The 25034-nt window shown below is 67.0% G+C and carries 25 protein-coding genes and 2 pseudogenes; 14 read left to right on the forward strand and 13 right to left on the reverse strand.

The genetic code is table 11. The annotated features are described in order from the left end of the window. Positions 1-4 precede the first annotated feature (4 nt). On the reverse strand, positions 5-2062 hold the full coding sequence (gene ligA, locus QKE30_RS02930; RefSeq protein ID WP_347934057.1) for an NAD-dependent DNA ligase LigA: 2058 nt from the start codon (positions 2060-2062) through the stop codon (positions 5-7). 25 nt (positions 2063-2087) lie between these two features. Beyond that, the gene (locus QKE30_RS02935) at positions 2088-2792 is read right to left on the reverse strand and encodes a hypothetical protein (protein ID WP_347934058.1); all 705 of its coding nucleotides are present in this window, start codon (positions 2790-2792) and stop codon (positions 2088-2090) included. Between QKE30_RS02935 and QKE30_RS02940 the strand changes: the two genes are divergently transcribed. The 3 genes and pseudogenes from QKE30_RS02940 (at position 2791) to QKE30_RS02950 (ending at position 4445) form a co-directional block, all read left to right on the forward strand. Next, on the forward strand, positions 2791-3732 hold the full coding sequence (locus tag QKE30_RS02940; RefSeq protein ID WP_347934059.1) for a recombinase family protein: 942 nt from the start codon (positions 2791-2793) through the stop codon (positions 3730-3732). The two genes, QKE30_RS02935 and QKE30_RS02940, sit on opposite strands and share 2 nt — an antisense overlap. Next, positions 3648-3968, forward strand: a pseudogene (locus QKE30_RS02945) (recombinase family protein); the annotation flags it as partial. The gene QKE30_RS02940 and the pseudogene QKE30_RS02945, both read left to right, overlap by 85 nt. Before the next feature lie 150 nt (positions 3969-4118). Next, on the forward strand, positions 4119-4445 hold the full coding sequence (locus tag QKE30_RS02950; RefSeq protein ID WP_347934080.1) for a hypothetical protein: 327 nt from the start codon (positions 4119-4121) through the stop codon (positions 4443-4445). On the opposite strand, the gene QKE30_RS02955 is transcribed toward QKE30_RS02950, so the two are convergent. Beyond that, entirely contained in the window at positions 4429-4746 is a 318-nt protein-coding gene (locus QKE30_RS02955; RefSeq protein WP_297667321.1) for a hypothetical protein, read from the reverse strand. The genes QKE30_RS02950 and QKE30_RS02955 overlap by 17 nt on opposite strands. A gap of 60 nt (positions 4747-4806) precedes the next feature. On the opposite strand from QKE30_RS02955, the gene QKE30_RS02960 reads away from it, so the two are divergent. After that, the gene (locus QKE30_RS02960; protein WP_347934060.1) at positions 4807-5157 is read left to right on the forward strand and encodes an Lsr2 family protein; all 351 of its coding nucleotides are present in this window, start codon (positions 4807-4809) and stop codon (positions 5155-5157) included. Positions 5158-5293: 136 nt separating this feature from the next. On the opposite strand, the gene QKE30_RS02965 is transcribed toward QKE30_RS02960, so the two are convergent. Further along, positions 5294-6004: a hypothetical protein gene (locus tag QKE30_RS02965; protein WP_297667318.1), complete on the reverse strand. Its 711-nt coding sequence runs from the start codon at positions 6002-6004 to the stop codon at positions 5294-5296. A gap of 9 nt (positions 6005-6013) precedes the next feature. Further along, a complete protein-coding gene (locus tag QKE30_RS02970; protein WP_297667317.1) occupies positions 6014-6418 on the reverse strand; it encodes a sulfate permease in 405 nt (134 codons plus the stop codon). 219 nt (positions 6419-6637) lie between these two features. Between QKE30_RS02970 and QKE30_RS02975 the strand changes: the two genes are divergently transcribed. After that, on the forward strand, positions 6638-7369 hold the full coding sequence (locus QKE30_RS02975) for a DUF6349 family protein (protein WP_297667316.1): 732 nt from the start codon (positions 6638-6640) through the stop codon (positions 7367-7369). Positions 7370-7441: 72 nt separating this feature from the next. Here the strand turns inward: QKE30_RS02975 and QKE30_RS02980 are convergent, their stop codons facing one another. The 8 genes from QKE30_RS02980 to QKE30_RS03015 all read right to left on the reverse strand — a co-directional run bounded on the left by QKE30_RS02980 (position 7442) and on the right by QKE30_RS03015 (position 16602). Then, positions 7442-8029, reverse strand: coding sequence for a hypothetical protein (locus tag QKE30_RS02980; RefSeq protein ID WP_347934061.1), 588 nt, complete (start codon positions 8027-8029; stop codon positions 7442-7444). Next, entirely contained in the window at positions 8026-8697 is a 672-nt protein-coding gene (locus QKE30_RS02985; RefSeq protein WP_347934062.1) for a single-stranded DNA-binding protein, read from the reverse strand. Before QKE30_RS02985 ends, QKE30_RS02980 begins: the two co-directional genes overlap by 4 nt. Further along, entirely contained in the window at positions 8624-9100 is a 477-nt protein-coding gene (locus QKE30_RS02990; protein WP_347934063.1) for a hypothetical protein, read from the reverse strand. The genes QKE30_RS02985 and QKE30_RS02990 overlap by 74 nt, the downstream gene beginning before the upstream one ends. Further along, positions 9097-10038, reverse strand: a complete 942-nt coding sequence (locus tag QKE30_RS02995; protein ID WP_347934064.1) for a helicase-related protein — start codon at positions 10036-10038, stop codon at positions 9097-9099. The genes QKE30_RS02990 and QKE30_RS02995 overlap by 4 nt, the downstream gene beginning before the upstream one ends. A gap of 39 nt (positions 10039-10077) precedes the next feature. Next, positions 10078-13596 (reverse strand): hypothetical protein, encoded by a 3519-nt coding sequence (locus QKE30_RS03000; RefSeq protein ID WP_347934065.1) that lies wholly within the window; start codon positions 13594-13596, stop codon positions 10078-10080. A 47-nt stretch (positions 13597-13643) separates the two neighbouring features. After that, positions 13644-14201: a hypothetical protein gene (locus QKE30_RS03005; protein ID WP_347934066.1), complete on the reverse strand. Its 558-nt coding sequence runs from the start codon at positions 14199-14201 to the stop codon at positions 13644-13646. Positions 14202-14425: 224 nt separating this feature from the next. Continuing rightward, the gene (locus QKE30_RS03010) at positions 14426-15640 is read right to left on the reverse strand and encodes a TraM recognition domain-containing protein (RefSeq protein ID WP_347934079.1); all 1215 of its coding nucleotides are present in this window, start codon (positions 15638-15640) and stop codon (positions 14426-14428) included. A 341-nt stretch (positions 15641-15981) separates the two neighbouring features. Then, on the reverse strand, positions 15982-16602 hold the full coding sequence (locus QKE30_RS03015) for a TetR family transcriptional regulator (protein WP_347934067.1): 621 nt from the start codon (positions 16600-16602) through the stop codon (positions 15982-15984). A 76-nt stretch (positions 16603-16678) separates the two neighbouring features. Here QKE30_RS03015 and QKE30_RS03020 point away from each other — a divergent pair, with 76 nt between their 5' ends. The 9 genes and pseudogenes from QKE30_RS03020 to QKE30_RS03060 all read left to right on the forward strand — a co-directional run bounded on the left by QKE30_RS03020 (position 16679) and on the right by QKE30_RS03060 (position 24455). After that, the gene (locus tag QKE30_RS03020) at positions 16679-17911 is read left to right on the forward strand and encodes an MFS transporter (RefSeq protein WP_297667305.1); all 1233 of its coding nucleotides are present in this window, start codon (positions 16679-16681) and stop codon (positions 17909-17911) included. Continuing rightward, on the forward strand, positions 17908-18555 hold the full coding sequence (locus QKE30_RS03025) for an NAD(P)H-binding protein (protein ID WP_297667304.1): 648 nt from the start codon (positions 17908-17910) through the stop codon (positions 18553-18555). Before QKE30_RS03020 ends, QKE30_RS03025 begins: the two co-directional genes overlap by 4 nt. 157 nt (positions 18556-18712) lie before the next feature. Then, on the forward strand, positions 18713-19513 hold the full coding sequence (locus QKE30_RS03030) for a TetR/AcrR family transcriptional regulator C-terminal ligand-binding domain-containing protein (protein WP_347934068.1): 801 nt from the start codon (positions 18713-18715) through the stop codon (positions 19511-19513). Positions 19514-20080: 567 nt separating this feature from the next. Next, a complete protein-coding gene (locus QKE30_RS03035) occupies positions 20081-20530 on the forward strand; it encodes a hypothetical protein (protein ID WP_297667301.1) in 450 nt (149 codons plus the stop codon). Next, positions 20527-20718, forward strand: coding sequence for a helix-turn-helix domain-containing protein (locus tag QKE30_RS03040; RefSeq protein ID WP_297667300.1), 192 nt, complete (start codon positions 20527-20529; stop codon positions 20716-20718). Before QKE30_RS03035 ends, QKE30_RS03040 begins: the two co-directional genes overlap by 4 nt. Positions 20719-20884: 166 nt before the next feature. Continuing rightward, the gene (locus QKE30_RS03045; protein ID WP_297667350.1) at positions 20885-21265 is read left to right on the forward strand and encodes a relaxase domain-containing protein; all 381 of its coding nucleotides are present in this window, start codon (positions 20885-20887) and stop codon (positions 21263-21265) included. A 16-nt stretch (positions 21266-21281) separates the two neighbouring features. After that, positions 21282-22508: a MobF family relaxase gene (gene mobF / locus QKE30_RS03050; RefSeq protein WP_297667349.1), complete on the forward strand. Its 1227-nt coding sequence runs from the start codon at positions 21282-21284 to the stop codon at positions 22506-22508. A gap of 35 nt (positions 22509-22543) precedes the next feature. Then, positions 22544-22996 (forward strand): annotated as a pseudogene (locus QKE30_RS03055) (AAA family ATPase); the annotation flags it as partial. Positions 22997-23126: 130 nt separating this feature from the next. Next, positions 23127-24455 (forward strand): ATP-binding domain-containing protein, encoded by a 1329-nt coding sequence (locus QKE30_RS03060; protein WP_297667298.1) that lies wholly within the window; start codon positions 23127-23129, stop codon positions 24453-24455. The last annotated feature ends 579 nt before the right edge of the window (positions 24456-25034 follow it).

The following is a 25034-nucleotide window of genomic DNA, read 5'->3' on the forward strand; positions in this document are numbered from 1 at the left end:
CAGTTCAGTTTTGCGCCGTTCGGTTTGCGCCGTTTTCCAGCAGCTTCCTAAAGCTTGCCTCGTCCAGCACCGGCACGCCCAGGTCCTCGGCCTTCTTCAGCTTGGAGCCGGCCTTCTCACCCGCCACCAGGAAGTCCGTCTTCTTTGACACGCTGCCCGCCGCCTTGCCGCCTCGGGCCTCGATGGCCTCCTTCGCAGCCGTGCGGTCAAAGTCCTCCAGCGAACCGGTAACCACGATCGTCAGGCCCTCCAGCAGCGCAGAGTCCACGCCAGACGCCTCGCCGGAAGCATCCCCGGCTTCCTGGCGCATCCGCACGCCAGCCGCCGCCCAGCGGTCCACGATCCGGCGGTGCCAATCCACCGTGAACCAATCCGAAATCGACTCCGCGATCGTCTCGGCCACACCGTCGATGCCGGCCATCTCCTCGACCGAGGCAGAGGCGATGTCTTCCACTGACTCGAAATGCTTCGCCAAAGCCTTCGCCGCAGTTGGACCTACGTGCCGGATGGACAGCGCGACCAGCACTCGCCACAGGTCTGCCTCCTTCGCCGTCTGCAGCTTCTCCAGCAGTGTCTCACCGGACTTGTTCAGCTTCCCGTCCTTCGTCGCATACGAGCTGGTCTTTTCCAGATCCTCGGCGCTCAAGTCGAACAGCTCCGCCTCGTCGGCCAACACACCGGAATGGATAAGATCATAAGCGCCCTTTTCCCCCAACGCGTCGATATCAAACGCCTTGCGGGAAGCCAGATACGTCAATCGGGTATGCAACTGGCCAGGACAGTATTGAGTGTTGGGGCAACGCCAGTCGGCGTCACCAACCTTTGAAGGAGCCAAACGGGTGCCGCACTCGGGGCAGAACGTCGAGAACAGGAAAGGCCGCTCCGCGCCCGTGCGCCTGTCCTCGACCGGGCCCAGCACCTCTGGGATGACCTCGCCGGCCTTGCGGATGGTGATCGTATCGCCCAGCATCACGCCCTTGCGGTGCGCCTCCGTCGGGTTATGCAGCGTGGCCATCGAAACCGTGGAGCCTGCGACGTACTTCGGCTCCATAACGGCATATGGCGTGGCCCGGCCCGTGCGGCCGATGCCTACGCGGATGTTGTGCAGCGTGGTCATCGCCTCCTCCGGCGGGTACTTGTACGCGATCGCCCAGCGCGGGGCGCGGCTGGTGTGGCCCAGCTCCAGCTGCTCTTCCAGGGAATCAACCTTGACGACCAGCCCATCCATCTCGTGCGTCGCGTCGTGCCGGTGCTTACCCCAGTACTCGACTTGCTGCTGGACCTCCTTGGCGGAGTGAACCTGCTTGGTGTACGGGCTAACCGGCAGCCCCCACGCGGCAATCGCGCGATACGCATCGTGCTGGGAAGCAGGGGAGAAGCCCTCACGCGCGCCGATACCGTGGCAGATCAACTTCAGCGGGCGCTTGGCCGTGTCCGCGGAATTCTTCTGCCGCATCGCGCCGGCGGCGGCATTGCGAGGGTTGGCGAACATCTTCAGCCCCTCGGCCTGGCGCTGGGCGTTCATGGCGGCGAAGTCCTCGACGTCGATGAACACTTCGCCGCGGATTTCCACCAGAGCCGGGACGGGGAATTCGTCCGTGCCGTGGAGTGTATCCGGGATGTCGTCGAGGGTGCGCGCGTTGTGGGTGATGTCCTCGCCCGTCGTGCCGTCGCCTCGGGTCAACGCGAGTTCCAGCTGGCCGTCGATGTAAAGGAGGTTTATTGACGCCCCGTCGATCTTCAACTCCGTCAGATATGTCTTCGCGGGGGTGCGGTCCAGCCAGCCGGCGAGTTGCTCGGTATCAAAGACGTTGTCCAGGCTGAGCATCTGCTCGCGGTGGTCAACATTGCGGAATGGACTGCTGGTGGGCGGGGCGGGGGCGACTTCCTCGGTGGGGGACGCGCCGGTGACCACCTCCGGGTGGGCCTGCTCTAGGTCTTTGAGCTCCTGCAGCAGGGCGTCGAAGTCCGCATCCGAGATCTCCGGTTCGCCGTAGTAGTAGAGCTGCCGGTGGTGGCGCACCTGGTCAGCGAGTTCTTGCCAGCGGGATTGAGTACTCACCCCCGCTAGTCTACTTGCGGCGGATCTACTTGCGGCGGACGGCGGTGAAGTAGACCGCCACTGCTGCGATCAGAATGAGGACTAGGACTCCCAGGCCGATGTACAGGATCGTGTTGCTCTGGGAAGTATTGTCGATGTCCTTTGCTTGGGCGTCGGGCTCGTCGTCGCTAGAGTTGCTGCCCTTCGCGTCGCCGTTGCCGTCGTCGCTGGTTCCTGGCGGCTCGGGGGTGGGTGCCGGTCCGGGCTTAAGGGGCTGACGCCACTCCGGTCCATCGACCTTGTTGCCTTCCACCGCAGTGGACAGGCGGAACTCGACGTCCTTATCCTGCATGCCATTTTCATGACCTCCATCAAGGGTAACCATGACGTACCACTGACCGGCATCCGCGGCTTCGCCCTGTGACATGGATCCTTCACGGTTGCGGTAGAAAACGTACGGCGTTCCCACAGCACGTGCGGTGACAGGTACGTCTTCGTCTAGGGATTCCGAAAGCGAATAAGACGTATGGGTGCGTCGTGGGGAGGCGATGAATATCTGGCCGGAGCGGTAGGAATCTGTCTGCTTCTTGTCGAACTCAACTTCCGCGATGGGGCGTTGGCCCCAGTCGACGTTCATGCGGTAGAACTTCGTCTCACCTGGTACCAGGGTGTCGGATACCGTGCCGGGGTGATTTCGGTTGCATCGTCGTGCAATGGAAAGTGCACCTCCTTCTCCAAGGAGGTCACTCATGGCAACGAACACGAGCGAGACGAGGCACCGCCCCGGGCCGAACGCACGGCCTGGCCGCAGTCGCCGATCTGTCGTGTACCCGGCGTTCACACGGACCGGTCCCGACGAGCCACTGCCGGGGACCAAGCCGATCTACCTGTACTTGCGGCTGTCGAAGTACCACAAGGACAAGGCAGACGCGATCGAGCGACAGCGGCTTGACCTGACCCGGAAGCTGGCCGCTGAGGGCGGCTGGACGGTCATGGGCGAGTACATCGACAACGATTCGGCCAGCAAGTCCGCAGCGCGTACCCGGAAGGGGTGGCGCCAGCTCAACCACGACATCAGGGCGGAGAGGGTTCCGGCGCTGGCGTTCTGGAAGCTGGATCGCACCAACCGGATCGCGGCGAAGACCATCGAATGGATCGCGCAGTGCCAGCAGGCCGGCGTCTACCTGGTTTCGCACCAGGACAGCGTCGACGAGCTGAACACCGCAACGGCGGGGGCGAAGCTGGTGACCGGAATCAAGGCCCTGCTGGCTGAGGTCGAGACCGACGCGATGAGCGAGCGACAGCTGGCATCAAAGAGGCATCTGGCCGAGGCCGGGTTCATCCACGGTGGCACACTGCCGTTCGGGTGGCAGGCTGGTCCGCGTGTGGTCGATGAGTTCGGTCGCTCCGGGGTGCGTTTGGAGCCGCATCCGGTGGAGCATCCGGCGTTGAAGGACGCTGTGGACATGGTCTTGGCCGGGAAGAGCCTCGCCCAGATCGGTCGGCACTGGCAGGAGCACTACGGGATCACGACCGCGAAGGGCGCCCCGTGTATGAGGCGAGCATTCGTCGGTTCCTGGTCTCTCCGCAGATGGTTGGCTATCGGATGCGGAAGGTTCCCGAGCACCAGCGTGGGGTGGCGATCGAGCTACTGGATTACATCGCCCGCGACTCCGCCGGGGAACCGGTGATCGCTCACGAGCCCGTGTGCGATCGCGCGACCTGGTTGCGGGTGCGACGCCTTCTGGAACAGGCGAGGACATCGAAGACCAGGCGGCCGTGGGGCCCACATGAGTGGCTGCTGACCGGGCTGCTGTACTGCCAGTGCGGGGCCTCCCTGTACGGGAAGCAGAAGTACTGGACGAAAGCCTCGGGAGAGAAGGTGAAGGCGTTTGAGTACACCTGTCAGGCGAACCTCAGGCACGGTCCCGGCAATTGCTCGAAGGGTTGTTCGGTCAACGCGGAACGTGCGGAGGCCTACGTGCTGGGGTGGTTCTTCTCGCAGATCACCGACGATGCCCTGGAACGAGCGCGAGCACGTCGACGGGCCGCACGTTCGGATGCGGGGATCAATGAGGTGCTTGCTCAACTCGATGAGGCCAAGGCCGAGCGAGACACGCTCGTCGCCAAGCAGGGCACCGGCGAGTACCGGGCTGCGATGGTGACGGTGCTGCTGACACTGATCGAGGACGCGCAAACGCGCGTGGAGACTCTACAGCGGCGGCTGGACGCGATGGAGCTCGACGAGGTCCCGTTCGAGGATGGGCCGACGCTGATCGCGACGTGGAAGGGCCGGGACATCAAGGAGAAGCGGGCGTATCTGCGGCGGCTGATCCAGAGCATCGACGTACTCCCGATCAAGGGAACCGCTGAGGATCGGTTGCAGATCAATCCTGTTCAGTGAGGGTGTCCGCGACGTGAACGGCACCAAGCATCGTCGCGATGTCGTCGATGACCTCTGCTGAGGCGGGTTGGGTGGTCCGTTGGAGAACACCGGCGGACCACCCCGCTGTGAAAGCCCTGTAGGCCGCGGGGGCAACGACTCCCTCGAGTGCGGACGCCGGCGGGTAATCCGGGTCGGCAGGCATCGGCTGATCACCACAGCGGCCCTCCTCACCCGGGGCTACGGTGTGGTGGCCGTCCTCGACGACCGGAGAGTCCGAACTCGTCGCCGAAGTCGTGCAGTCGTTGGTGGAGCGTGTCATACCAAGCAGGTGCTACTGCCGTACCCGGTTATGAGCGGAAGAACGCATAGACTCGCCATCATGGGCAAGAAGATCATTGAACAGATAGTGGACGACCTAGACGGCACGGTGCTCGCATCGGGCGAGGGCGAGACGGTGGCGTTCCAGTTCGATGGTCGAGCCTACGAGATCGACCTCACCACTGCTCACGCCGCAGAACTGCGTGACGCATTGACCCCGTATATCGACGCGGCCCGCCCAGCAGGCCGCAGTGGAATGCCTCGGCGACGTGCCCGGCGGGTGGCCTCTGCGCAGCGCTCCGGGTACCCGTTGGCAGCGATACGGGAGTGGGCGCGGAAGAACGGCCACGACGTCCCTTCCCGCGGCCGAGTACCCAACGCCGTGATCGACGCGTACAACGCCGCACACTGACCCCCAGCCAGCTCAACTGGCCATGACCGCCTGGCAGCACCGACACAGTTGCCCGTTCGGAGTCTGCCTGGCGTGTGGCCGGTTCAGTCGTGCTCGGGTGGTGGGTCGATGACGAACTCGGAGATCAGGTCCTCGATCATCCGTGCGCCGGTCTCGGGGTCAAGGTCGCCTTCGGCGACGCGCTGGCGGATCTCGGACCGGGCGCGCCAGGCCTCGGCGGTCGCGAATCCGCACACACGCGTTCCCGGTGGGATCGCGACGGCCCCGTAGTCCGACGCGTCGATGGGGGCCAGTCCTGCGGGAGCCGGTCCACGCCCTCAGGGAGCGGCACCGGGGCGGGCAATGGTGGGTACTTCAGCGCCTGGGTGAGGACGTCGCGGGCCTCGGCATCAGTGAGCACATCATGGTCGACGGCGTCGCGGACGCGCGCGAGGAGACGGCGGGTGTCGTCCATGCCTGCCAGCAGCCACAGCGCCCGGCCCCGGCTGCCGCCGACCTCGAATCCTGCGGCCAGGCTGTCGAGGATGTGACCGATGGCCTCACCGTTGCTGGCGGCGTGACGTGAGGCGAAGGTGAGTACCCAGGCGTGGTACTGCTGGTCGGTGATGGCGCCGCAGTGGTGCTCGATGAGCCGCTGCACGGACTCTCGGTCCGGGAACGGCCCGCCCATGTAGCTCATCGCGAGCGTCTGCGTGATCACCCGGGCATCGTCCTCGGGTAGCCGGTCCAGGAGGTCACGAAGATAGCGGTCTGCGTACTCGCCGATCGTGCGCGGCAGACGATCGGTGTCCTCCGGCGCTGAGGACTCTCGCGCGCGGCTGTGAGCATCACCTTCGTGATCAATCATCGCGGTAGGTCAGGCCCCGATCCGGGTGGGTTCCGCTGCGGGCTCGTGCTCGTCGCCGGTAGCGGTGCGGGCTTCGCGGCGGTTCTGCAGGTGTTCGCTGACGCGGGCTGCGGCCAGGCGGACGAGGCTGATGGGGCCGATCCAGACGAACTTGAATCCGGACCAGATGCCGATGAGCACAACGAGGTGGAGCCAGCCCGGGCCGCCGTTGTCGATGGTAACCGTGCACCAGTAGGCGAGCGCGAAGTACGGGATCGCCAGGAGCATCGCGGGCAGGCCCCATTTGAGGCCGCGGCGGGTGCGGATGGCGTTGAGGACGAGGTTGCTGGGCAGCCATGGGCTGATGACCACGGTGTAGCGGGTGGTGATGAACACGCCGACGGCGATAGCAGCGAACCAGATGAGGGCGAGCATGACGCGATCCTTCCTACGTGGACGGCGACGTCACGTATAGAAGGACTCACCCGAGTGGCTCCTCGGGGTCGTCAACTACCAGTCGGGCTGGTAGCGCAGGCAATTTTCACTGCCGCCGTGTCCCCGATTTTACCTCGCCCGCTGGCCGAACGGAAGGGCGCTGCCCGTCGCCCGCTCGGCGGTGGGGGTGCATCTGCCCGGTGGGAGGTGACCGGGAGCATGTTTTCATCCGATGGGCAGTTGGCGTTCGACTTCGACGAGCTCGCCCGCGAAGAGGCCCGTCAGCAGGTCGATCAGTGGCAGGGTGCGCCGCTGCGCTTCACCACGGACTACTACCCGCCGAGCCAGTTGGTCGAGGCGTTCGAGCACTGGTGCTTCCTCCACGGCCACTTCGGCTCCTATGCCAGCAGTCACATGTGGCATCGCGGGATCGCCCACGATCAGCGCACCGAGCTGGGTGAACACGCCGGAGAGATGTTCACCGCGGAACTGCGACCCGATCACGGGGAGGAAGGCCCCGGCGCTCTCCTGTATCAGATGATTTGCGAGCCGTGCGGCTGGCACTCTATCGCCGGTGATGAGAACGCCGCGGTCGAGGCGTGGCATGATCACACGCTGCCGGGCTGGCGAGATCTTCCCGTGGTGCCCGGCACGGTGCTCGCGCGCACCGAGACCGGTCTGAGCAGGGTCGGGCGCGCCTGGATCACCGAGCGCTACCCCTCGCACATGCAGACACCCGGTGCCCCGATCATCACCGAGCGGGCACCCCATGGGCACCGCCACGTGCCGGGACGCTCACCGTGGGGCGGGTACGACCTGTCCTCCACTGCCCTCGATGCCCCGCCCGCTCCGCGCGCTGAGGCCAAGCGGCTCGAGCGTGCGCTGTCGTCCTTCGAGCACGGCGTCCGTCCTTCGCGGGAGCCGGTGCGGGGCCGTTCCCTGACCGACTGACACCCGCGCTCGATACGCGGGCGGGACCAGCACCAGTATGGTGCCGGCCCCACCCGGGATTGTGGGTGTGGGTCAGGTGATCTCGCCGGTGTCCGGGTCGATGCGATGGTAGGCCGCTTCCTCGGCGTGGCAGCGTCGTTCGACGTCGTCGAGGACGAAGGCGACGAAGTCCTGGTCCCGATCGGTGATAGGGGTCTCCTCGATGGGCGGGGCGGGCTCTTCGCCGGGCCAGGTCGTCTGCCGGGTTGGCCGGTCGCGGTCGAGCCGGGTCCCGGAGGCGGCGACCCAGTCGCGTAGCCGCATTCGGGCATCGGCGAAATCCCTGTGCCAGCCGATCGGGGCGCTGCCGTTTTGCTCCGGTTCGTAGGCGCACAGCCAGTGCGTGTGCAGGGCCGAAAGTTCCCACACGAGTTCCGGGTGGCGATGCCACATGGGCGGGATCACCGAGGCTGGGAGCCCGTAGGTGTGGCGAAGCCAGTCGACCCACGCGTTGAGCTCGAGCCAAGCGAACTCGGCCTCGTCCGCCCGCAAGAGGTTCCAGTTGACCGGAGCAGGTGGCTCCTCGGCCATCTGCTCGGGGCGAGGCTGGCCGAACTCCTCGCCGTCGAAGGGGCCCATGGACTCGGTCTCGTCGTGAGAGTCGTCGTGTTCGGTGTTCATCGTCCGATCACCGCGCTCGGTGGTGCCTGCGCCGGGCGTGGAGGTGGCTCGAACGCCTGCCCCCGGTTCTCGACCGTGCCGGCCTGCCGCTGCGGGGCGGTCTGTGCCTGGGAGTGCTGCGGTGGGGTCCGGGTCAGGCCCTGACCGGGGCCGGAGGCGTTCGGCCAGGTATGGCGGATGACATCGGCGACGAACTCCTCTTCCCGCAGCTTCCCGTCGGGGCCGGGTTCCGGGGTGTGCTTGTACCCGGAGGCGAGGAACGGGTCGCGCTTGGCGAAGTTCTGGTAGGCGTACTCGGCTTCCTGACCGAAGATGACCAGGTTGTGGAACGACGGCGGCAGCCGGGTGCGGCTCCCGTCCTCCTCGGGTCGGGAATGCAGCTGCTTGAACCGGGCGTAGAAGCGGGCGACGCCGGTCTTGCCGTAGGTGAGCTTGGGGGCCGTGGCGATGTAGCCGCGCACCGAGGTGCCGGTCTGCATCTGCGCCTGTGCGTCCATCATGTCCTCCTGATCCGTACGACCCCGGCGGATCCCACCGCTGGGGTGACGGCAGGAAGGTGCACAACCCGCCCCTCGGCACCGAGAGGCGAGACAGTCAGAGGCGGGGTGACGGCGGGTCGGGTCTGTGATCGCGAGGGCCGGTGGGCTCGGCGAGCGAGGTGGGGGCACGGTGCGCATCAGCGCGTACGCCCAGGGCGGGCCGGAGTTCGCGCACTGTCTCGACGGTGAGTCCGGTCTCGGCCCCGGCGTGCGTGACGTCATCGCGCATGGTCGCCAGCTGGGTCTCGACCTTCTCGAGGTCCGTCTCGGCCTGGGTGAGCGCGGCGGCGTGACGGAACGGTTCGCCGGTGCGCTGCTCGGCTTCGGCGGCCGCCTCCCGTGCCTCACCGAGGTCACGCTGGGCGTGCTCCAGGAGGGTGGGGATGCCCGCGGCCCGGTTCTCGATGCGCTGAATGAGGCCGATGCCTGCGTCGATGAACTCCGACCGGCTCATCAGGAACGCGGTGCGCGGCACCCCGGCCAGCGAGATTTCGACATGCGTTTCATCACCGAGTGTCGGCCGGGTGGTCACGGTGATGTCGAACCCCGAGACCGTGCCGAGGACGCCGAGATCGCGCGAGGCGTACCGGGAGGCCCATCGCAGGTCCGAGGACTGTGCCCACTCGGCCACCGCGGCCGCGGCGTCGGCGCGCGAGTCGTAGCTCCGATCACCGATGCGCATGCGGAACCGGTCACCGGAGGTGTCGGTGACCTGCGGCAGTGCCGCCTGCAGGCTCGCGATGTCGCTTTCGGCATGCCGGATGTCCTCGCGGGCCGGGTGTGGGCGAGCATCGCTTGGGAGCGTTCGTGGGCACGTTCGAGGCGCCGCAGCCGGGTGACCTCGGTCTGGATCGTGGCATGGTCCAACAGCAGCGGGTTCCCGCTGGAGATGGCTTTGGCCTCGGCCGCGGACAGGGCGGAGGAGTCGATCTCCTCGATCTCGCGGGCATCGAGGCTGCCGCGCATGATCTGGGCGATGAACGTCGCTTTGCGCTCCACGCCCTGCCACATGTAGGAGTCGAAGGAATGCTCGGTGACCAGCCGGACGATCGCGACCTGCTCGTTCTGGTTGCCCTGGCGCAGGATGCGGCCTTCGCGCTGGGCGATGTCGGCTGGCCGCCACGGACAGTCCAAGTGGTACAGGGCGACCGCGCGGCGCTGCACGTTGGTGCCCACGCCCATCTTCCCGGTGGAGCCGATGAGCACGGCGATGTGCCCGGCGCGGGCGGCAGCGAAAAGCTCGGCTTTCTCCACGTCGGTCTTGGCTTCGTGCATGAACCGGATCGCATCTGCGGGCATGCCCCGCAGGGTCAGCTGGGCGGCGAGCTCGTCGTAGGCGTTCCACCGGTCCGACGGTGTGCCGATATCGGAGAACACCAGTTGCAGACCACCGCGCACCGGGGAGGGCTCTCCTGTGGTCGGGTCGAGATATTCGCGGTCGCGGGTGTTCTGCCAGGTGTCGTAGATCATCTCTGCGGCGACGTCGATCTTCGTCGGCCCGGACGGGTCCTATGGCAGCACCATGTGAATGTCCAGGGCTGCTTTCCTGCCATCAGTGCTGATCAGCAGCATGTTGTCCTCGTGGGGCTTCACTCTGCGTTGGGCGACGCTCTCCGCCCGGTCGCCGAGCTGGGCTACGAAGTCCTCGAGTTCGACCGTGGGCGGGACTGGGATCGTCGCCGGTGCCCGCTGTCCGTCGTTGCGCTCGGTGATCTCCGGCGTCGGCAACTGGAGGTCCGCGGCGGTCTTGACGTCGGCGAACACGCTGAAGAGCCGCAGCATCTCGGGGACGTTGGAGAACTTCGCGAATCTCGTCTTCATGCGGAAGCTATTGCCCGTCGGGGACATCTCCATCTGGGTGACGGTCTGCCCGAACGTCGCCGCCCACGCATCGAAGGAGTCCACTCCGGCCGCTTGGAGCAGGTCCGGGCGCATATACCGCTGCATCACGTAGGCCTCGGTGACGCTGTTGGCGATCGGTGTGGCCGTCGCTCCGGTCACCACCCGTCCCCGGCCCTGGGAACGGAGGTAGTCGAGCTTCATGTGCAGGTCGGAGGCGCGTCCACTGCCCTCGATCGCCGCGTCGCGGATGTTGGGTTCTGTAGCGAGGTTCTTGTACATGTGCATCTCATCGATGACCACGTAATCGATCCCGGTATCTTCGAAACACACGCCCTGGTCTCGGTCGGAGTCGAGACGGGACTTCAGCTTGTTCTCCAAGCCCAGGAGACGCCGCTCGATGCGTTTGACGCTCATCGCCTCTTCGCCGGTGGCCTTGTCGAGGACCCGTTTGACGTCCTGGACGCGCCCCTTGAGGTAGGCCTGTTGCGTTTCGGTGCGCAGCGGGATCTTCGCGAACGCTCCCTGCGTGAGCACGACCGCATCCCAGTCGTTGGCCGCGGCCCGGGCGATGAACTCCCGCCGCTTCTCGGCGGTGAGGTCTTTGGTGGACGCGGCGAGAATGCGGGCTCTCGGGTAGATCTGCAACGATTCCCGCGAGACCAGTTCGAGCATATGGTTGGGCACCACGACCACCGGCTTGGTGACCAGGCCCATGCGACGCATCTCCATGGTGCCCATGACGAACTCGGCGGTCTTGCCCGCACCGACCTCGTGGAAGAGCCCCGCGGCCGGTTCGCTGACCATCCGGGCGACCGCGGCGCGCTGATGCGGGCGCGGCGTGAAGGACTCGGCGACCCCGGGAAGGGTGAGGTAGTCTCCGGCTTCGGTGTAGTCGCGCAGCACGATGGAGTTGAAGCGCCGGTTGTACTCCTCGACGAGCGCCTGGGCACGGTCGGGGTCTTCCCACACCCACTCGGCGAAGCGTTCTTGGAGCTGTTCGGCCTTTTCCTGCGCGGCGACGGTTTCGACCTGATTGAGCACCTGCCGTTTCCGGCCGTCTCGATCTTTGACCTCGTCGTAGACCAGGAGCGTCTTCTGCTCCATCAGGGCCTGGGCGATGTCCGGGGCGGGCCGACGGTCGGTGCCCCATTCGGAAGTTGCCAGCAGGCCCTGCCTGCCGCCGCGGACTTCCCACATCCCGCTCTTGGGGTTCTCCACGCGCACGTCCGGTGCCCGCAGCAGCTCCCGGAGGAACTCCTGATGGACCTCGGCGCTGATCCAGACCGCGCCGAGGCGGGCGGTGATGTCCTCGACGCCGAGTGGGTCCGGCAGCACCGCGGTGAGCGCGTCGACATTGGCCTGGAAGGCGGGATCGGTCTCGGCACGGGAGTGGGCGGCGTCGAGCTTGTCACGCACATTGCCCGAGAGGTAGGCCGGCGCGTGAACGAGCTCGTCGGTGTCCGGGTCGGTGAACACGAGCCCGCTCAGCGCGTCCCGGGCCTCGGTCTCGTCCATGCCGAGCATGTCCGCGATCAGCGTCAGGTCGATGCCACCGGTGCGATCCAGGGACACGGCGACCGCATCGGCCGGGGTCTCCACGCCCTGGATCTCCGCCCGCGGGGCGACGACCCGCCGGGAGAGGATCTCGGCCGGCGTGGCGGTCTGGTCGGTGTCGTCGAAGTTCTCCAACGCCAACACCAGGGGCCCGAACGGGTCCGAGCGCAGCAGTCGGATGGCCCGTGGAATGACCCGGGCGTGGGTCTCCTGGCCAGCGTCGTTCGTTCTACCGGTCCGGCGCAGCGTGTACCGGTTCAACGGGCCGTAACGGCCGACGTACTTCTGGTAGGCCCGGCGCAGATCCTCACGTGCGCCGGTGATCTCTTCGGTGTCATCGGCGGTGGCGGTCTCGGCCTCGAGCAGGCGGGTCGCCTTATCGCGCAGTCCCAGCAGGGTGCGCAGTTCCGCGGTCGCGTTCTTCGCAACGGCCAGCTCGTCGATGCCGTCTTCGGTGACGGTGCCGAACCCGCTGCCGGTCTCCACGATGGTCCCGGCCCACTGGTCCGCAGGCGACGGTGCCCCGGCCACCGGCCGGGTCTGCCGGGCGGCTGGAGCTTCGGTCAGTGTCAGGCCGGTGCGGCGGGCGGTGAAGGTGATCTGGTCCAGAGCGTCGGCGAGATCCGCGTCCAGCCGGTCGAGGTCCCCGGTGACCGTGAGCGTGGTGCGCCCGTACTGGCCGGTCTCGACGCCAATCTGTCCGAGAACGTGCTCCGGGTGCTGGTCGAAGTACCGGTTCATCCGCAGGGTCTGCCCGTCCACGGTGATCGGGGCGACCGTTTCCCACAGATCGTCCCGGACCGGGTCCCCGTCGGCGCGGCGGCGCAGGATGAGCAGATCGGTGACCACATCGGTGCCGGCCGTGCGCCGGTGGGCGCCGGCCGGCAGACGGAGCGCGCCGACGAGGTCGGCCATCAGGTTCATCTCCCGGCGCGCTCCTGGGTTCTGGGAATCCATCGTGTACCGGGAGGTCAGCACCGCCACCAGTCCACCCGGCCGGGTCAGGGCCAGGGACTTGAGGATGAAGTGGTTGTGCATGGAGTGCTTGTTCGGATTGTGCACCCGGTCGTGCAGCGCCACGTCGGAAAACGGCACGTTCCCGATCGTCGCGTCGAAGCTGCCCTCGGGCAGGCGGGTGTCGGCGAAGGACTCGGCGTGCACCTGCGCGTGCGGGTAGAGGGCACGGCTGATCTGCGCGGTCACGGGGTCGAGCTCGATACCGGTCATGTCCGCCGCCGGTGGTGCCAGGCCGATGAACGTTCCCAGACCGCTGCTGGGTTCGAGCACGCTCCCGCCGCGGAACCCCAGCGCGTCCAGGGCGCGCCACATCTGCCCGGCGATGGCAGGGTCGGTGTAGTGGGCGTTCAGCGTCGTCCGGGCGGCCGCGTCCCATTCCTCGCCGGAGAGCAGGGCCCGCAGCTGGTCCCGCTCCGCCTCCCAGTCAGGCTTTCGGGTATCGAAGACGTCGGGCAGGGCACCCCAGGAGGACCAGCGGGCAAGCACTCGCTGCTCACCGGCCGTGGCCGGGCGGTCCTGGTCGGTCAGGGTGCGTGCGAGCCGGATCGCGGCCACGTTCGCCTCGAACCGTGCCTTCGCCCCGGACGGGGCCAGATCCTCCCGGGAGGACGGCACGAACCGCCCCACCTCCACTAACGGCCGTGGGGCTGGGGTGGTGTCGGTTACGGGGTGCCGGTCACCTCGCGCAGGAACCTCACGTCCGCCGCCTCCCGCAGCACCTCCTGGTGCTCCCTGGCGTACTGGCCCGGGATCTCCGCGGCGAGCAGGCCCTCCAGGAACCACATCGGGATCGCCCAGTCGATCGCCTTCTGCTCCAGCTCGTCCGTCGAGTACTGCGGGTACTGGGAGTCCAGGGTCCGCTCCGCCCAGGTGATCAGGTTCTCGTCGGAGGCTCTCGTCTCCTCCCACTCCTGCCGGGCTTCGTCCAGGGGCAGGCTCGGGTCGTGAATCCAGGCCAGTTGGCTCATCACGACCTCCTCCGCGATCCGGTGCGCCGTCATCCCACGCGAGACCTCCTGGAGGTAATTGTCCTCCCTCTGGCCGGGATTCTCCAGGCCCCAGACCCGGTCGGCCTCCAGCCGGGTCGCCAGCTGTGTCACCTGCGCCTGGATCTTCTCGCCCAGCTGGGTGAAGAACGCGACCGGGTCCTCCATCGCCGCTACCCGATGCGGGGCGTGAACCATCCAGTGGTCCCTCGCCCGTGTCCCGTACTGGTTCATCGTCCTCCTCCTGTCTCGCCTCGATAGGCGCCTGCCCGGCCTCGGCGAGGGCGGTATCCGCCTCGGTCTCGCCGAGGCCCCACAGATCGAACTCGAGCTGACCGGGAGGCGGCGTGCGGCGGCGTCGGGCCATCACCACCACCCCCGCACATCGAGAAGCAGCGCACTGCCCCCACCCACCCGGGACCAGATGAGCCGTGAGGGACGGTCGTGTCGTGCGCGGGTCATGAGGCGGGGCCCTCGAGCAGCGCTTCGATCTCGGCCCGGTCCTGCTTCAGCTGGTCGGCATCGGCGCGGGCAGGCCACGGCCGCAGATACGTGAGGATCGGCGGAGCCGAACGCAGCAGCGTCACCCCGGTCCGGAACGGCAACATCCGAATCCTGTCCGGGGGCATCACCGCGACCCGGCGGATCGACCGCTGGTTCGACCGGGAGCCGTGATCGCCGAGCGTGACCGAGTCGGTGTGCTCATCGCGCTCACCGATGAGCGTGGACAGATCCTGTAGATCCCTGGAGTTGGAGGCACCGCCGAGGATGATCTTCACGATCGCGGCATCCCAGATCGCCCCGGCCTGGGCTTCGTTCCACTTGTCCCTGGCCTGGGCCAGGGATTGGAGCACCGGCATCGTCGTGATGTCCGTGCCTCCGCCCTCGGCCATCAGCGTCGGCAGCGACGGCAGGGGGCTTAAGTTCCCGATCTCGTCGCGGGCCAGCAGCAGCGGCGGGTCCAGGCGGGCACCCGGGGACCGGGCGGCCATGCGGCGGGCGACCTCGAAGAGATCCTCGACGAGAGCGGCCACGAGCGCCGCCGAGGCTCCGGCTCCGGCGCCGGTGGCCAACAGGTAGAGGGTGCCCTGGTCGCGGATGAACTGCGCCGGGTCGAACTCTTCGCCCTCGCCGGGGCTGACCGCATCGAGCACGCGCGGATCGGCCAGGGCCGACAGGGCCAGGGACACGCCCTGCCAGATGCTATCACGGGTGCGCGGGTCGGCGTCGATCATCGACTCCAGCGAGTCCGCCCACCCTTCGGCGGCCTCGGGATGGTTGGTGAGGATCGCGACCGCATCGCTGGCCGCCGTCGGGTCGAGCGTCCACCGGAACAGCTCCGAGGACGGACGGTGATCCAGCGCGACAGCATGCAGCAGGGCTTGCAGGGCGGTCTTCGTCTTGCCCTCCCAGAACCCACCGGACTCGACCCCACCCGAGCCGAGCCCGGTCGAGGCGGCCAGGCCCGCGGCCCGGATCATCGCCGTCAGCGGGTCCGAACACCCCCGGATCGGTGACCAGTGCAAGCCCGCGGGCAGCCCCTCGGCCAGGTGCTGGGGGTCGAACACCGCCACCGGTCCCCGCCGCTGCCGTGCCCGCAGCGTGGCGGTGAGATTGTCGGGGCGCGTGCTGGTGGCGATGACCGCGCCGGGGGCATCCAAGACTCCGTTGATGACCACATGCAGGCCTTTGCCGGACCGGGGTGGTCCGAGCAGCAGAATCGAGTCCTCGACCGAGGCCCAGACCTGGCGGCCTTTCGACCGGCCCAGCAGATACCCCACCTCCTCCGTGGCCTGCCGACCAGCGGCAACCGGGCCGACTTCACCGCCATCGGAATCGACCGGTCCGAAGGCGACCACATCGTCGAGCGCGCCGCCTACTTCGACCTGGCCGACCTCATGCGCCAGCTCGGCCACACCGACCTGCATGTTCCCGAGGTCGACCGCCCCTAGCACGACGAGAACCAACGACAGCGGAGGCAGCAGCCTGTACGGGCTGGTGCCTCCGCTGTCGCTCACGCCGTGTCGGCGCAGGCGAGGCGACGGGCCGCTGTGACAACGGCCGCGCGTCGCACGCGATGTTCCTCCTCTGAGGGCGGACCACACAGCATCCGGGCCACCTGAGGCACCGTGGACCACCAGCCCGCGATCGAGAGCACGAACAGAATCAGGTGAGCGGCATCAATGTCTCGGGTGATCGTGCCCGCCTCTTGCCCCCCCACGACGGCAGCCGACTTGTAGCCGTAGTACTCCCTCCGCTGGGCCTCATCGGGCACTTCGCCATCGAATGCCAGAGCCTCCCAACGCAACAGGCGGATCAACTCGGGCCGTTCACGGTGGTAGTCATAGACCCGCCCGGCATAGTCCCCGACGTCCTCCCTGGCGAACGAGGCCACGGGCACCGACTGAGCGACCTGCACCAACTCATCACGCAACACCGCAGCGAAGAGCTCCTTCTTGCCTCCGAAGTAGTTGTACACCCGCTCCTTGTTGACACCCGCCTTCTTCGCGATCTGCTCGATCGTCGTGCCATCCGGCCCGCGGTCGGCGAACTCCACCGTTGCCGCGTCCTTGATCTTGCGCTTGGTTCCTTCTGTGTCCCAGGCCACAGTCTGCGTCACACTCCTAGATTGCATCTCCAACGTTGAGGTTGCACCCCACGGCCGAGCATACTAGGGTAAATTCCAACGATTGCGTTGGAAGGAGACGTGTATGCCCTCGAACCTCCCACATCCCGAAGCGACGGCCCCGGAGAGACCGCCCTCACGTGGCAGCGCCAGCCCGGACTTCCCAGCAGGCCGGGTCGCTGTCGTCATCCTGGTGGTGACGGCCCTGTTCGTCCTGACACAGCTCTACGCGGCAATCCCGCTCTTGAACCCAGTCGCTGCCGACCTGGGGGCTGATGCGACCTTCGCGCTGTCGACGAGCTTCAGCCTCACCTACGCCGTGGGCTTCCTCATCTGGGGACCGATCTCGGACCGGTACGGTCGAAAGCGAGTCATGGCCGTCGCCATCGGGGTGCTCGCGGTTGCCACGCTTCTGTGCGCGACGGCTTCCTCCGTGCCGGCGATGGCGGCACTGCGTGCCCTCCAGGGGCTCTCGGCAGCCGGGTTCGCCCCCGTTGCGCTGGCCTATCTGACCGAGGCTGTCGCTCCCAGCAGACGCGCTGGAGCGATCGGAGCGATGTCGACCGCGTTCCTGGTCGCGGGCATCTTCGGCCAGGTCGTAGCCTCCACTGTGGCGCTGCAAGCGGGCTGGTCGTGGTTCTTCGTGCTCTGCGGTGTCGTCCTCGCAATCACCTTCGTGCTGATCCTCACGCTCGTGACCGAGGCGCCCAAGCACGCCCCCTCGATTTCGCTCTTCAAACAGTTCGGCAACCTTGCGCGACTACTGGTCACGCCAGCGATCGTGCTGCTCAGCATCGCTCACGTGACGCTTCTGCTGTCCTTTGTCGCCCTCTACACCGGCATCGGACAACACCTGGAAAGCCTCGATGTGCCTGCCTCTGACATCATCCTCATCCGATTGGCCGCCCTGCCGGCGATGTTCGTCAGCCTCGGCGTCGGGGCCCTCGCGAAGCGATTCGGCATCGTTCGGGTCGCCCAGACCGGCTTCACGCTCGCCGCTGTGGGCATGCTTGGAGAAGTCGTCCTCTCCGGCACCCTGCCCGGCCTGATCGCCGCGAGTATCGTCTATGTCGCGGGCGTCGCCCTGGCTGTGCCGTCCATGATCAACCTCTACGGAGAGACAGCCGCCCCGAGTCGGGGCAGCGGGATGGCCATCAATGGATTCATCCTCTTCATCGGAGCCAGCATCGGCCCGATCGTAGGTGGCGCGATCACCAACCTCAGCACTCTGGCGATCGTTCTGGTCGCGCTTCTGGTTATTGCCGCAGTGTCCATCCTCTGCGTCTCCATGCTCAACCGAAAGGCAACCCGGTCATGACTGATGTCCTACTCCTGGGAGCTACCGGCCGCACCGGCGGTTTCCTACTGAACCATCGCCCCGCGGGTATACGTCTGCACGCAGGAGTTCGACCCGGAGACAGCACGCAACCACTCCCGGTACCTGCGCACGCCGACGATTCGCGGACAATTGACCTCGATGACCCCACCCGTATGCGAGAAGCACTCACAGGTATCGACATCGTCGTCAATGCCATCCGACTACGGGAGCAAATCCCAGCGAGAGCACTCATCGATCTCCATGACCGAATCGTCGACGCTCAAGACGAGTCCAAGCTCCCGTTGATTGTCCACGTTGGCGGAGCCGGGGCACTCCACACGGGCAACGGCCGACGCTTCTGGCAGGACCCCGCCTTTCCCACCGTGACGCTCCCGCGCGGAATCGCCCATGCCGCTCTCCGAGACCACCTCGAATCCGAAACGACGCCACACCGATGGGCCTACCTCATCCCGCCACCCAGCTACCAACCCGGGGGGCAGTTCACCGGCACCTACCGGAGACGGCAGCCCGCCGTCGACGAACGCACGTTTCTACAGTCCAGCATCAGCTACGAGGACTTCGCCCTCGCCCTTGCCGACGCGATCCGCGACCGCTGGACCGGAACACATCTGATCTCAGCCTGACCGCACCAGCTGCTGACGCATCTCCGAGCAACGATGGTCGCCGTCAAGTAGCAGCGCCCGTTGCTGGTCGGCGCGAAGTACGAATCCAGTCGCGTCTGTGCAGTCGGCAGGCTCTTGCGCAATACGTGACGCGACACGCAAGGTGGCACATCCCAACATGCCTGGCCGTTCAGGGAGACCCCTCGACCCCAGCTTCACCCCAGCACTTCGACAAGCCGCGGCCGAGATCCTCGCCGAAGGCAACAAGCTCACGGTGCACGCCCTCTCGGAGCGTACAGGGGTAGGCAAACCGGCGATCTATCGCCGCTTTCCGAACACCGCTGCACTCGCCCTCGCCGTCGTCGCCGATCGTCTCACCGGAGGACAAGGACCAGACACAGGCAGTCTTCGTGGTGACCTCACCGCAACCCTCCGGCAACTACGCGACAGTCTCGCCGACCCCGCGATATCCGCCGGCCTGACCCTTGTCGTCGTAGAACGGCGTCTGCCTGGAGTCGACTTCGGTCGAACACTCATCGACCCCTGGTCGGACTCCATCGCGCTGATGCTACGGCGCGCAGTCGAACGTGGCGAGATACCTCCGGGAGTCGATACCGAGGCCGTATTCCTTCTCCTGCTCGGGCCCCTTCTGCTACACGTGATGCTGCCCGAGCGTCCCGCGCTCGACGATGACTATCTCGAGTGGTTCGCCCAAGCCGTACTGGACGGCCTGGGGTATCTCCCCGAACTCGCGCATCCCCGGTGTACCAGCCAGCGCATCCTCGATGCCGCAGGAGCCGAGTACGCTGCTCACGGCTTCCACGCGACCACCTTGGACCAGATCAGCGAGCGAGCAGAGGTCGATCCCCACGAGATGCACGCCCGATTTGGCGACAAGAAACAGTGGCTCGCCTGCTCCTGGACTATGAGCGCACAGCATGGTCGACATGGGAGAAGACGATCCGCGGCCGATCACTGACTGGCGTCTCCGCCGTCCGCGAACTCCTCCTACTTGCCGCCAACCACTACGCCACCGATCAACGCCTCCAAGGCGCAGCCAGGCTCGCCGTCGAATCTCATTACATCGACCCACGCCGTCCGCATCCCTACAAGCGCCAACTCCAGGTATTGTACCGAACGGTAGGCCGGAACCCATCAGGCCTACCCGACGGGACAACCGCAGACGGATTCATCGCCACTGTCCTCGCCACCTTCGCCGGCCTGACCACTGCGGTGAACGGCCAATGGACCGACCTCCCCGAACGGATCAGACAGTTCTTGGATCTACTCAAGACCGCCACTTAGGTGAAGCACCTCACCGGCTCTTTCCGCGCGTATCCGATGCCAACCCTCCCTTCACTTGGAGCGATCTTGCGGGCCTGCTCCGTCCCGTCCCCGTCTCTGGCGAAGGAGGTCTCGCACGGAGAACCCTGGTCGTACCTGGGGCGGTCGAGGTCGATGAGGACTGGCGGTCACCGCGCTGGTAGATCCCCAGATTGCCACGCATGTCGCGGACCCGACGCCTCGCACCCGTCGGTTCACATCGGTGTGCGTCGGTGCCCACGTGCTCGCAGCGACGGGACGGCTCGACGGCAAGCTGGCGACCACGCACTGGTCGACGGCCCAGCAGCTCGACGACGAGCATCCCAAGATCATCGTCGACGCCGACCCGATCCACATCCGTGACGGGGACGTGTGGACCGGTGCCGGTTTCAGCTCTTGTCTGGATCCCGCCCTGGCGCTGGTCGCTGATGACTTCGGTGAAGCACTCGCACAGAAGGTTGTCCGCCAGCTGGTCGTCTGCCTCAAGCGCCCCAGCGGGCAGAGCCAGTTCAGCGTGCCCTTGGGATCCGCATCGACCACACGGCGAGTGGACGAACTGCGCCACTACATCCGGGAGCATCTGGCCGAGCCGCCCACCGTCGCCGAGCTCACCGAACAGCTCCACGTCAGGACTGGCAACTCACCCGAATCTTCAAGACCGAGCTGGGCATGACCCCAGCCGCCTACCTCGAATCAGCCCGCCTGGAAGTCGCGCGGTACCGGCTGGAAACCAGTGACGCCACCCTCACCCGCATCGCAACCGCCTGCGGATTCGGCACCGTCGACACCCCCACCCGCGCCTTCCGCCGAGCCCTCAACGTCACCCCGGCCGAATACCGCGCCCGCTTCCGCATCCACTGACCAACCCGATCCAGCCTCTCGTCGGCGCTCGCACCGTCCGATGCCCAGGGCGCCGCACTTCCTAATACCCCACACACTGTTGGCACCTCGGGTGCTGGGGTGCGCTGGCGCGCACCTGACCGCCAAGGCGGTCCACCATCGCGACCGCCTCGAGAGGCGGTGCGTGATGGTCATGACCATCCGGGTGATGTCGTCGGGGCGCGGCTACGAGTACCTGATGAAGTCCGTGGCCACCGGCGACACCGCGCGCGAGTCCGGTACGCCGCTGACCCGCTACTACACCGAGACCGGCTGCCCACCGGGCACCTGGCTCGGCTCCGGCCTGGACAGCCTCGACACCGGCCACGGTCCCGCCCTCGCCGACGGCGACACGGTCACCGAGGAGCAGCTGGAGAGGCTGCTCGGGCAGGGCGTGCACCCGCTGACCGGCGCGAAGCTCGGCTCCCGCTTCCCGCGCTTGCGGCCGCCGGCCGAACGGATGGCTGCCCGCATCGACCAGCTCGACCCCCGCACTGGATGCAACACGGCGGCAGAACGCGATCGATGAGATCCGGGCCGAGGAGATTGCGCGCAAGCCGAAGACTGCTGTTGCAGGGTTCGATCTCACGTTCTCGCCCATGAAGTCGCTCAGCGCCCTGTGGGGTGTTGCAGACGCAGCGACACAGGAACTGATCGTGCAAGCCCATCACGCGGCGATGCGCGACACGCTCGCGCTCCTGGAGCAGAGGGTGTCTGCAACCCGGGTGGGCAAGGGCGGTATCGCGCGCATGCCGATCACCGTAGTGATCGCGACCGCGTTCGATCACTACGACAGCCGCGCCGGGGACCCGCAGCTGCACACGCATCTGGTCGTGTCGAACAAGGTCCAGGGTGTTGACGGCCGGTGGCGGACGCTGGACTCGCGGACCCTGCACCGGGCCACGGTCGCCCTGTCCGCGTCGTATAACGCGTTCCTTACCGACCACACGGCGGCCCTGGTGGGGGTGAACTGGGTGGAGGTCGATCGCGGGAAGGACCGGAATGTCGGGTGGGAGATCGACGGTGTGCCCGCGGGGCTGATCGCGGAGTTCTCCCGCCGCACCATCGGCGGGTCCGGGGAAGGGATCGCGGCCGCGACGAAGCGGCTGATCGAGGAGTACGTGGCCAAGCACGGGCACGCGCCGTCGAAGACGACGATCACGCGACTGCGCCAGCAGGCAACCCTGGAGACCCGCCCGGAGAAGGAGTTGCGCTCGTTCGCCGAGCTCACCGCCGACTGGCGGAACCGCGCCACCACCCTGCTCGGCGAGAATGCAACAACCTGGGCGCGCGAGCTGCGTGCACGCGGTCTCGCTGAGATCCCGTTGCAGGCGAGCGACCTGACACCGAAGCAGCTGGGCGAGATTACGGACGTGGTGATACGCGAGGTTGCCGACCGGCGGGCGACGTGGACGCGCTGGCATGTGCACGCCGAAGCGATGCGGCAACTCATGCCCTTGCGCTTCACCACCACCGCCGAGCGCACCAGAGTGCTCAACCAGATCGTCGAGCACGCCGAGGCCGCGTCGGTGCGGCTGACCCCGGCCTATGACCGCGCCGTACCGGAGGAGTACGTGCAGGCGGATGGGGCGAACCGGTTCCAGGGCGTCGATCAGGTGATGATGACCAGTCAGGACATCCTCGACGCCGAGGCCCGCCTCCTCACCCACGGGCGCGCGAAGGACGGCCCGCGCCTGCCGGACCGGCTGGTGAAACGGCATGTCGCCCGGAAGGTCCAGAGCGTAGCCCCGCTGCGGATCAGGCGGGGGTGATCACCGCGATCGCGACGTCCGGGCGCGGCCTCGATGTGCTCGTCGGGCCGGCCGGTGCCGGGAAGACTGTGGCGCTGCGTGGCCTGCACCGGGCCTGGACCGCCCGTCACGGGAGGGACTCGGTGATCGGTCTCGCGCCGTCAGCGACCGCGGCTGAAGTCCTCGGGGAATCGCTCGGGGTACAGGCGGAGAACGTGCCGAAATTCCTCTACGAACACGACGAAGGCCGGTGGGATCTGCGGGCCGGGCAGTTGGTGATCGTCGACGAGGCCTCCCTCGCTGGCACCCTGACCCTGGACAGACTCGCCACGCATGCTGCCGAGGTCGGAGCGAAGATCGTGCTGGTCGGGGACTGGGCACAGCTGTCCTCGGTGGAAACGGGTGGGGCGTTCGGGATGCTCGTGCGCGCCCGCCGGCGGGCGCCGGAGCTGCACACCGTGCGCCGGTTCGTCCACGACTGGGAGAAGGCCGCCTCCCGGGATCTCCGGCACGGCAAGCGAGCGGTGCTCGACACGTACGAAGAGGAGAGGCGGCTCCATGACGGGGATCTCGAGGCGATGCTCGATGCCGTCTACAACGCCTGGCAGCACGACCGCGATCAGGGGGGTGTCCACGCTCATGCTCGCCGGGAACGCGGAGATGGTCGCCGAGCTCAACCAGCGTGCCCGCGCCGACCTCATCGCCGCAGGCCTCGTGCACGAGACTGGGGCGGCGTTGCACGACGGCACCACGGCCGGAGTCGGCGATCTCGTCGTCACCCGCCGCAACGAACGCCGCCTCGCAACCGGGAAGTCGTGGGTGAAGAACGGAGACCGCTGGCACGTCATCGCTCACCGGAAGGACGGGGCGCTGGTGGTGCGACGGCTCGGCGAAGGTGATACTCCGCGCGGGCGACGGCTCGTGCTGCCCGCGAAGTATGTGCGGGAGCATCTCGAGCTCGGCTACGCGTCCACGGTCCATCGCGCTCAGGGCTCGACCGTTGACACCGCGCACACCCTCGTCGACCCCGACACCGCCTCCCGGGAACTGCTCTACGTCGGACTGACCCGCGGCATGCACGAGAACCACGCCTACATCATCCAGCCGGACCCGCACGAGATCGAACCCCACCTCGACCCGCCCGAGGAACTCACCCGCGTCGAGCAGCTCGCACGGGTGCTCGCTCGCAGCGACGCCGATCTCTCGGCCACCGAGACCCGCAAATTCGAGGCCGACAAGCACGCTTCCCTCTCGACACTGCTGGACGAGTACGACCTCCTCGCCCGCGAAGCCCAGGCCGACCGGTGGGAAGCACTCCTCGACGTCGCGCCCTTCGCTACCGGGGAGATCGCCGATGAGGTGTTCACCAGCCCGTACTACGAGTACCTTGAAGCCGCCCTCGCCCGGCACGAGGCCACCGGCCACGACGTCACCGCGGCCTTGACCGCGCTCGCCCCGCAGATCCAGCCCGCCGATGACGACACGGACCCCGCCGCCGAACTCGCCGCGTGGCTCGATCGGGTCACGCTGAACCAGGCTGTTCGCCGCAGCGGGAACCGGCACCGCGTCGCCGGGCTCATCCCAACACCGGCCGAGCCTGTCTCCGAAGACATGCGTGCCGCCCTCGCGGAGCGGCAGGAGCTCGTCGAATCGGCTGCGGGACGGCTGCTCCACTACGCGATCAGCGAGGGCGAGTCGTGGATCAAGCGGCTCGGCGCACCGGGAGATGACGCACGGTCCCGTACCGTGTGGATGGGGCACGCCACGACGGTCGCCTTGTATCGGCACCGCTACGGCATCGCTGATCCGAAGCCCCTGGGAGCGGCCAAGAGGATCACGTCGGCCCAGCAAGCTGTCGAGTACCGGTATGCCTCCGCTGCGCTCCGCAGAGCCCAGGCGAAGGAAGCACCCTCCCCCGTACGACCATCCCACAGCACTTCCAGGAAAGACCTGAGTCGCGGCCTATAGCCAGAGGCATGCTAGGACTTGGGCGCCGCTCCGTCCCAGCTGCGTCGTTTCGTCAGATGCCACGAGCCGCACAAGGGGCATTCATAGATACGCAACGGTCCAGCATACCGTGATCGACGCAACGCCACGCGCGCGGCCTCGCCGTAGTCGCCATACTGACGCTTGCCGGTTTCGGAGCACAGCGGGCTACGACGCGGTGGGTGTCGCTTCTTCTTGGGATGCCGAGCCATACCTCCTCCGCTTTCCACCCGTGGAAGTCACTGGCCGTGCGAGTGATACTCCTGTTCGACTTCGTCCTTGACTTCTTCCCACCACTCGCGATGAGTCTTGTACCACTCGACCGTTTGCTGGAGTCCTTCGCGGAATTCAGTGTATCGAGGCGCCCAATTGAGTCCTGCCTCCAGTTTCGTGGTTCAAGTGCGTATCGGCGGTCGTGCCCTGGCCGGTCTCGAACGTACTCGATGTCTTCCTTGTCGCGTTCCATTATGTCGAGAATGGCCCTGGTTGATTCCCGCTTCCGTCAGCACCTGGAATCCTGCGGTCGAATCTTCGAATCCCAGGCAGTGTCGAGAGTCGACT

The organism is Corynebacterium sp. c24Ua_83 (assembly GCF_039907245.1).
GTDB lineage: Bacteria > Actinomycetota > Actinomycetes > Mycobacteriales > Mycobacteriaceae > Corynebacterium.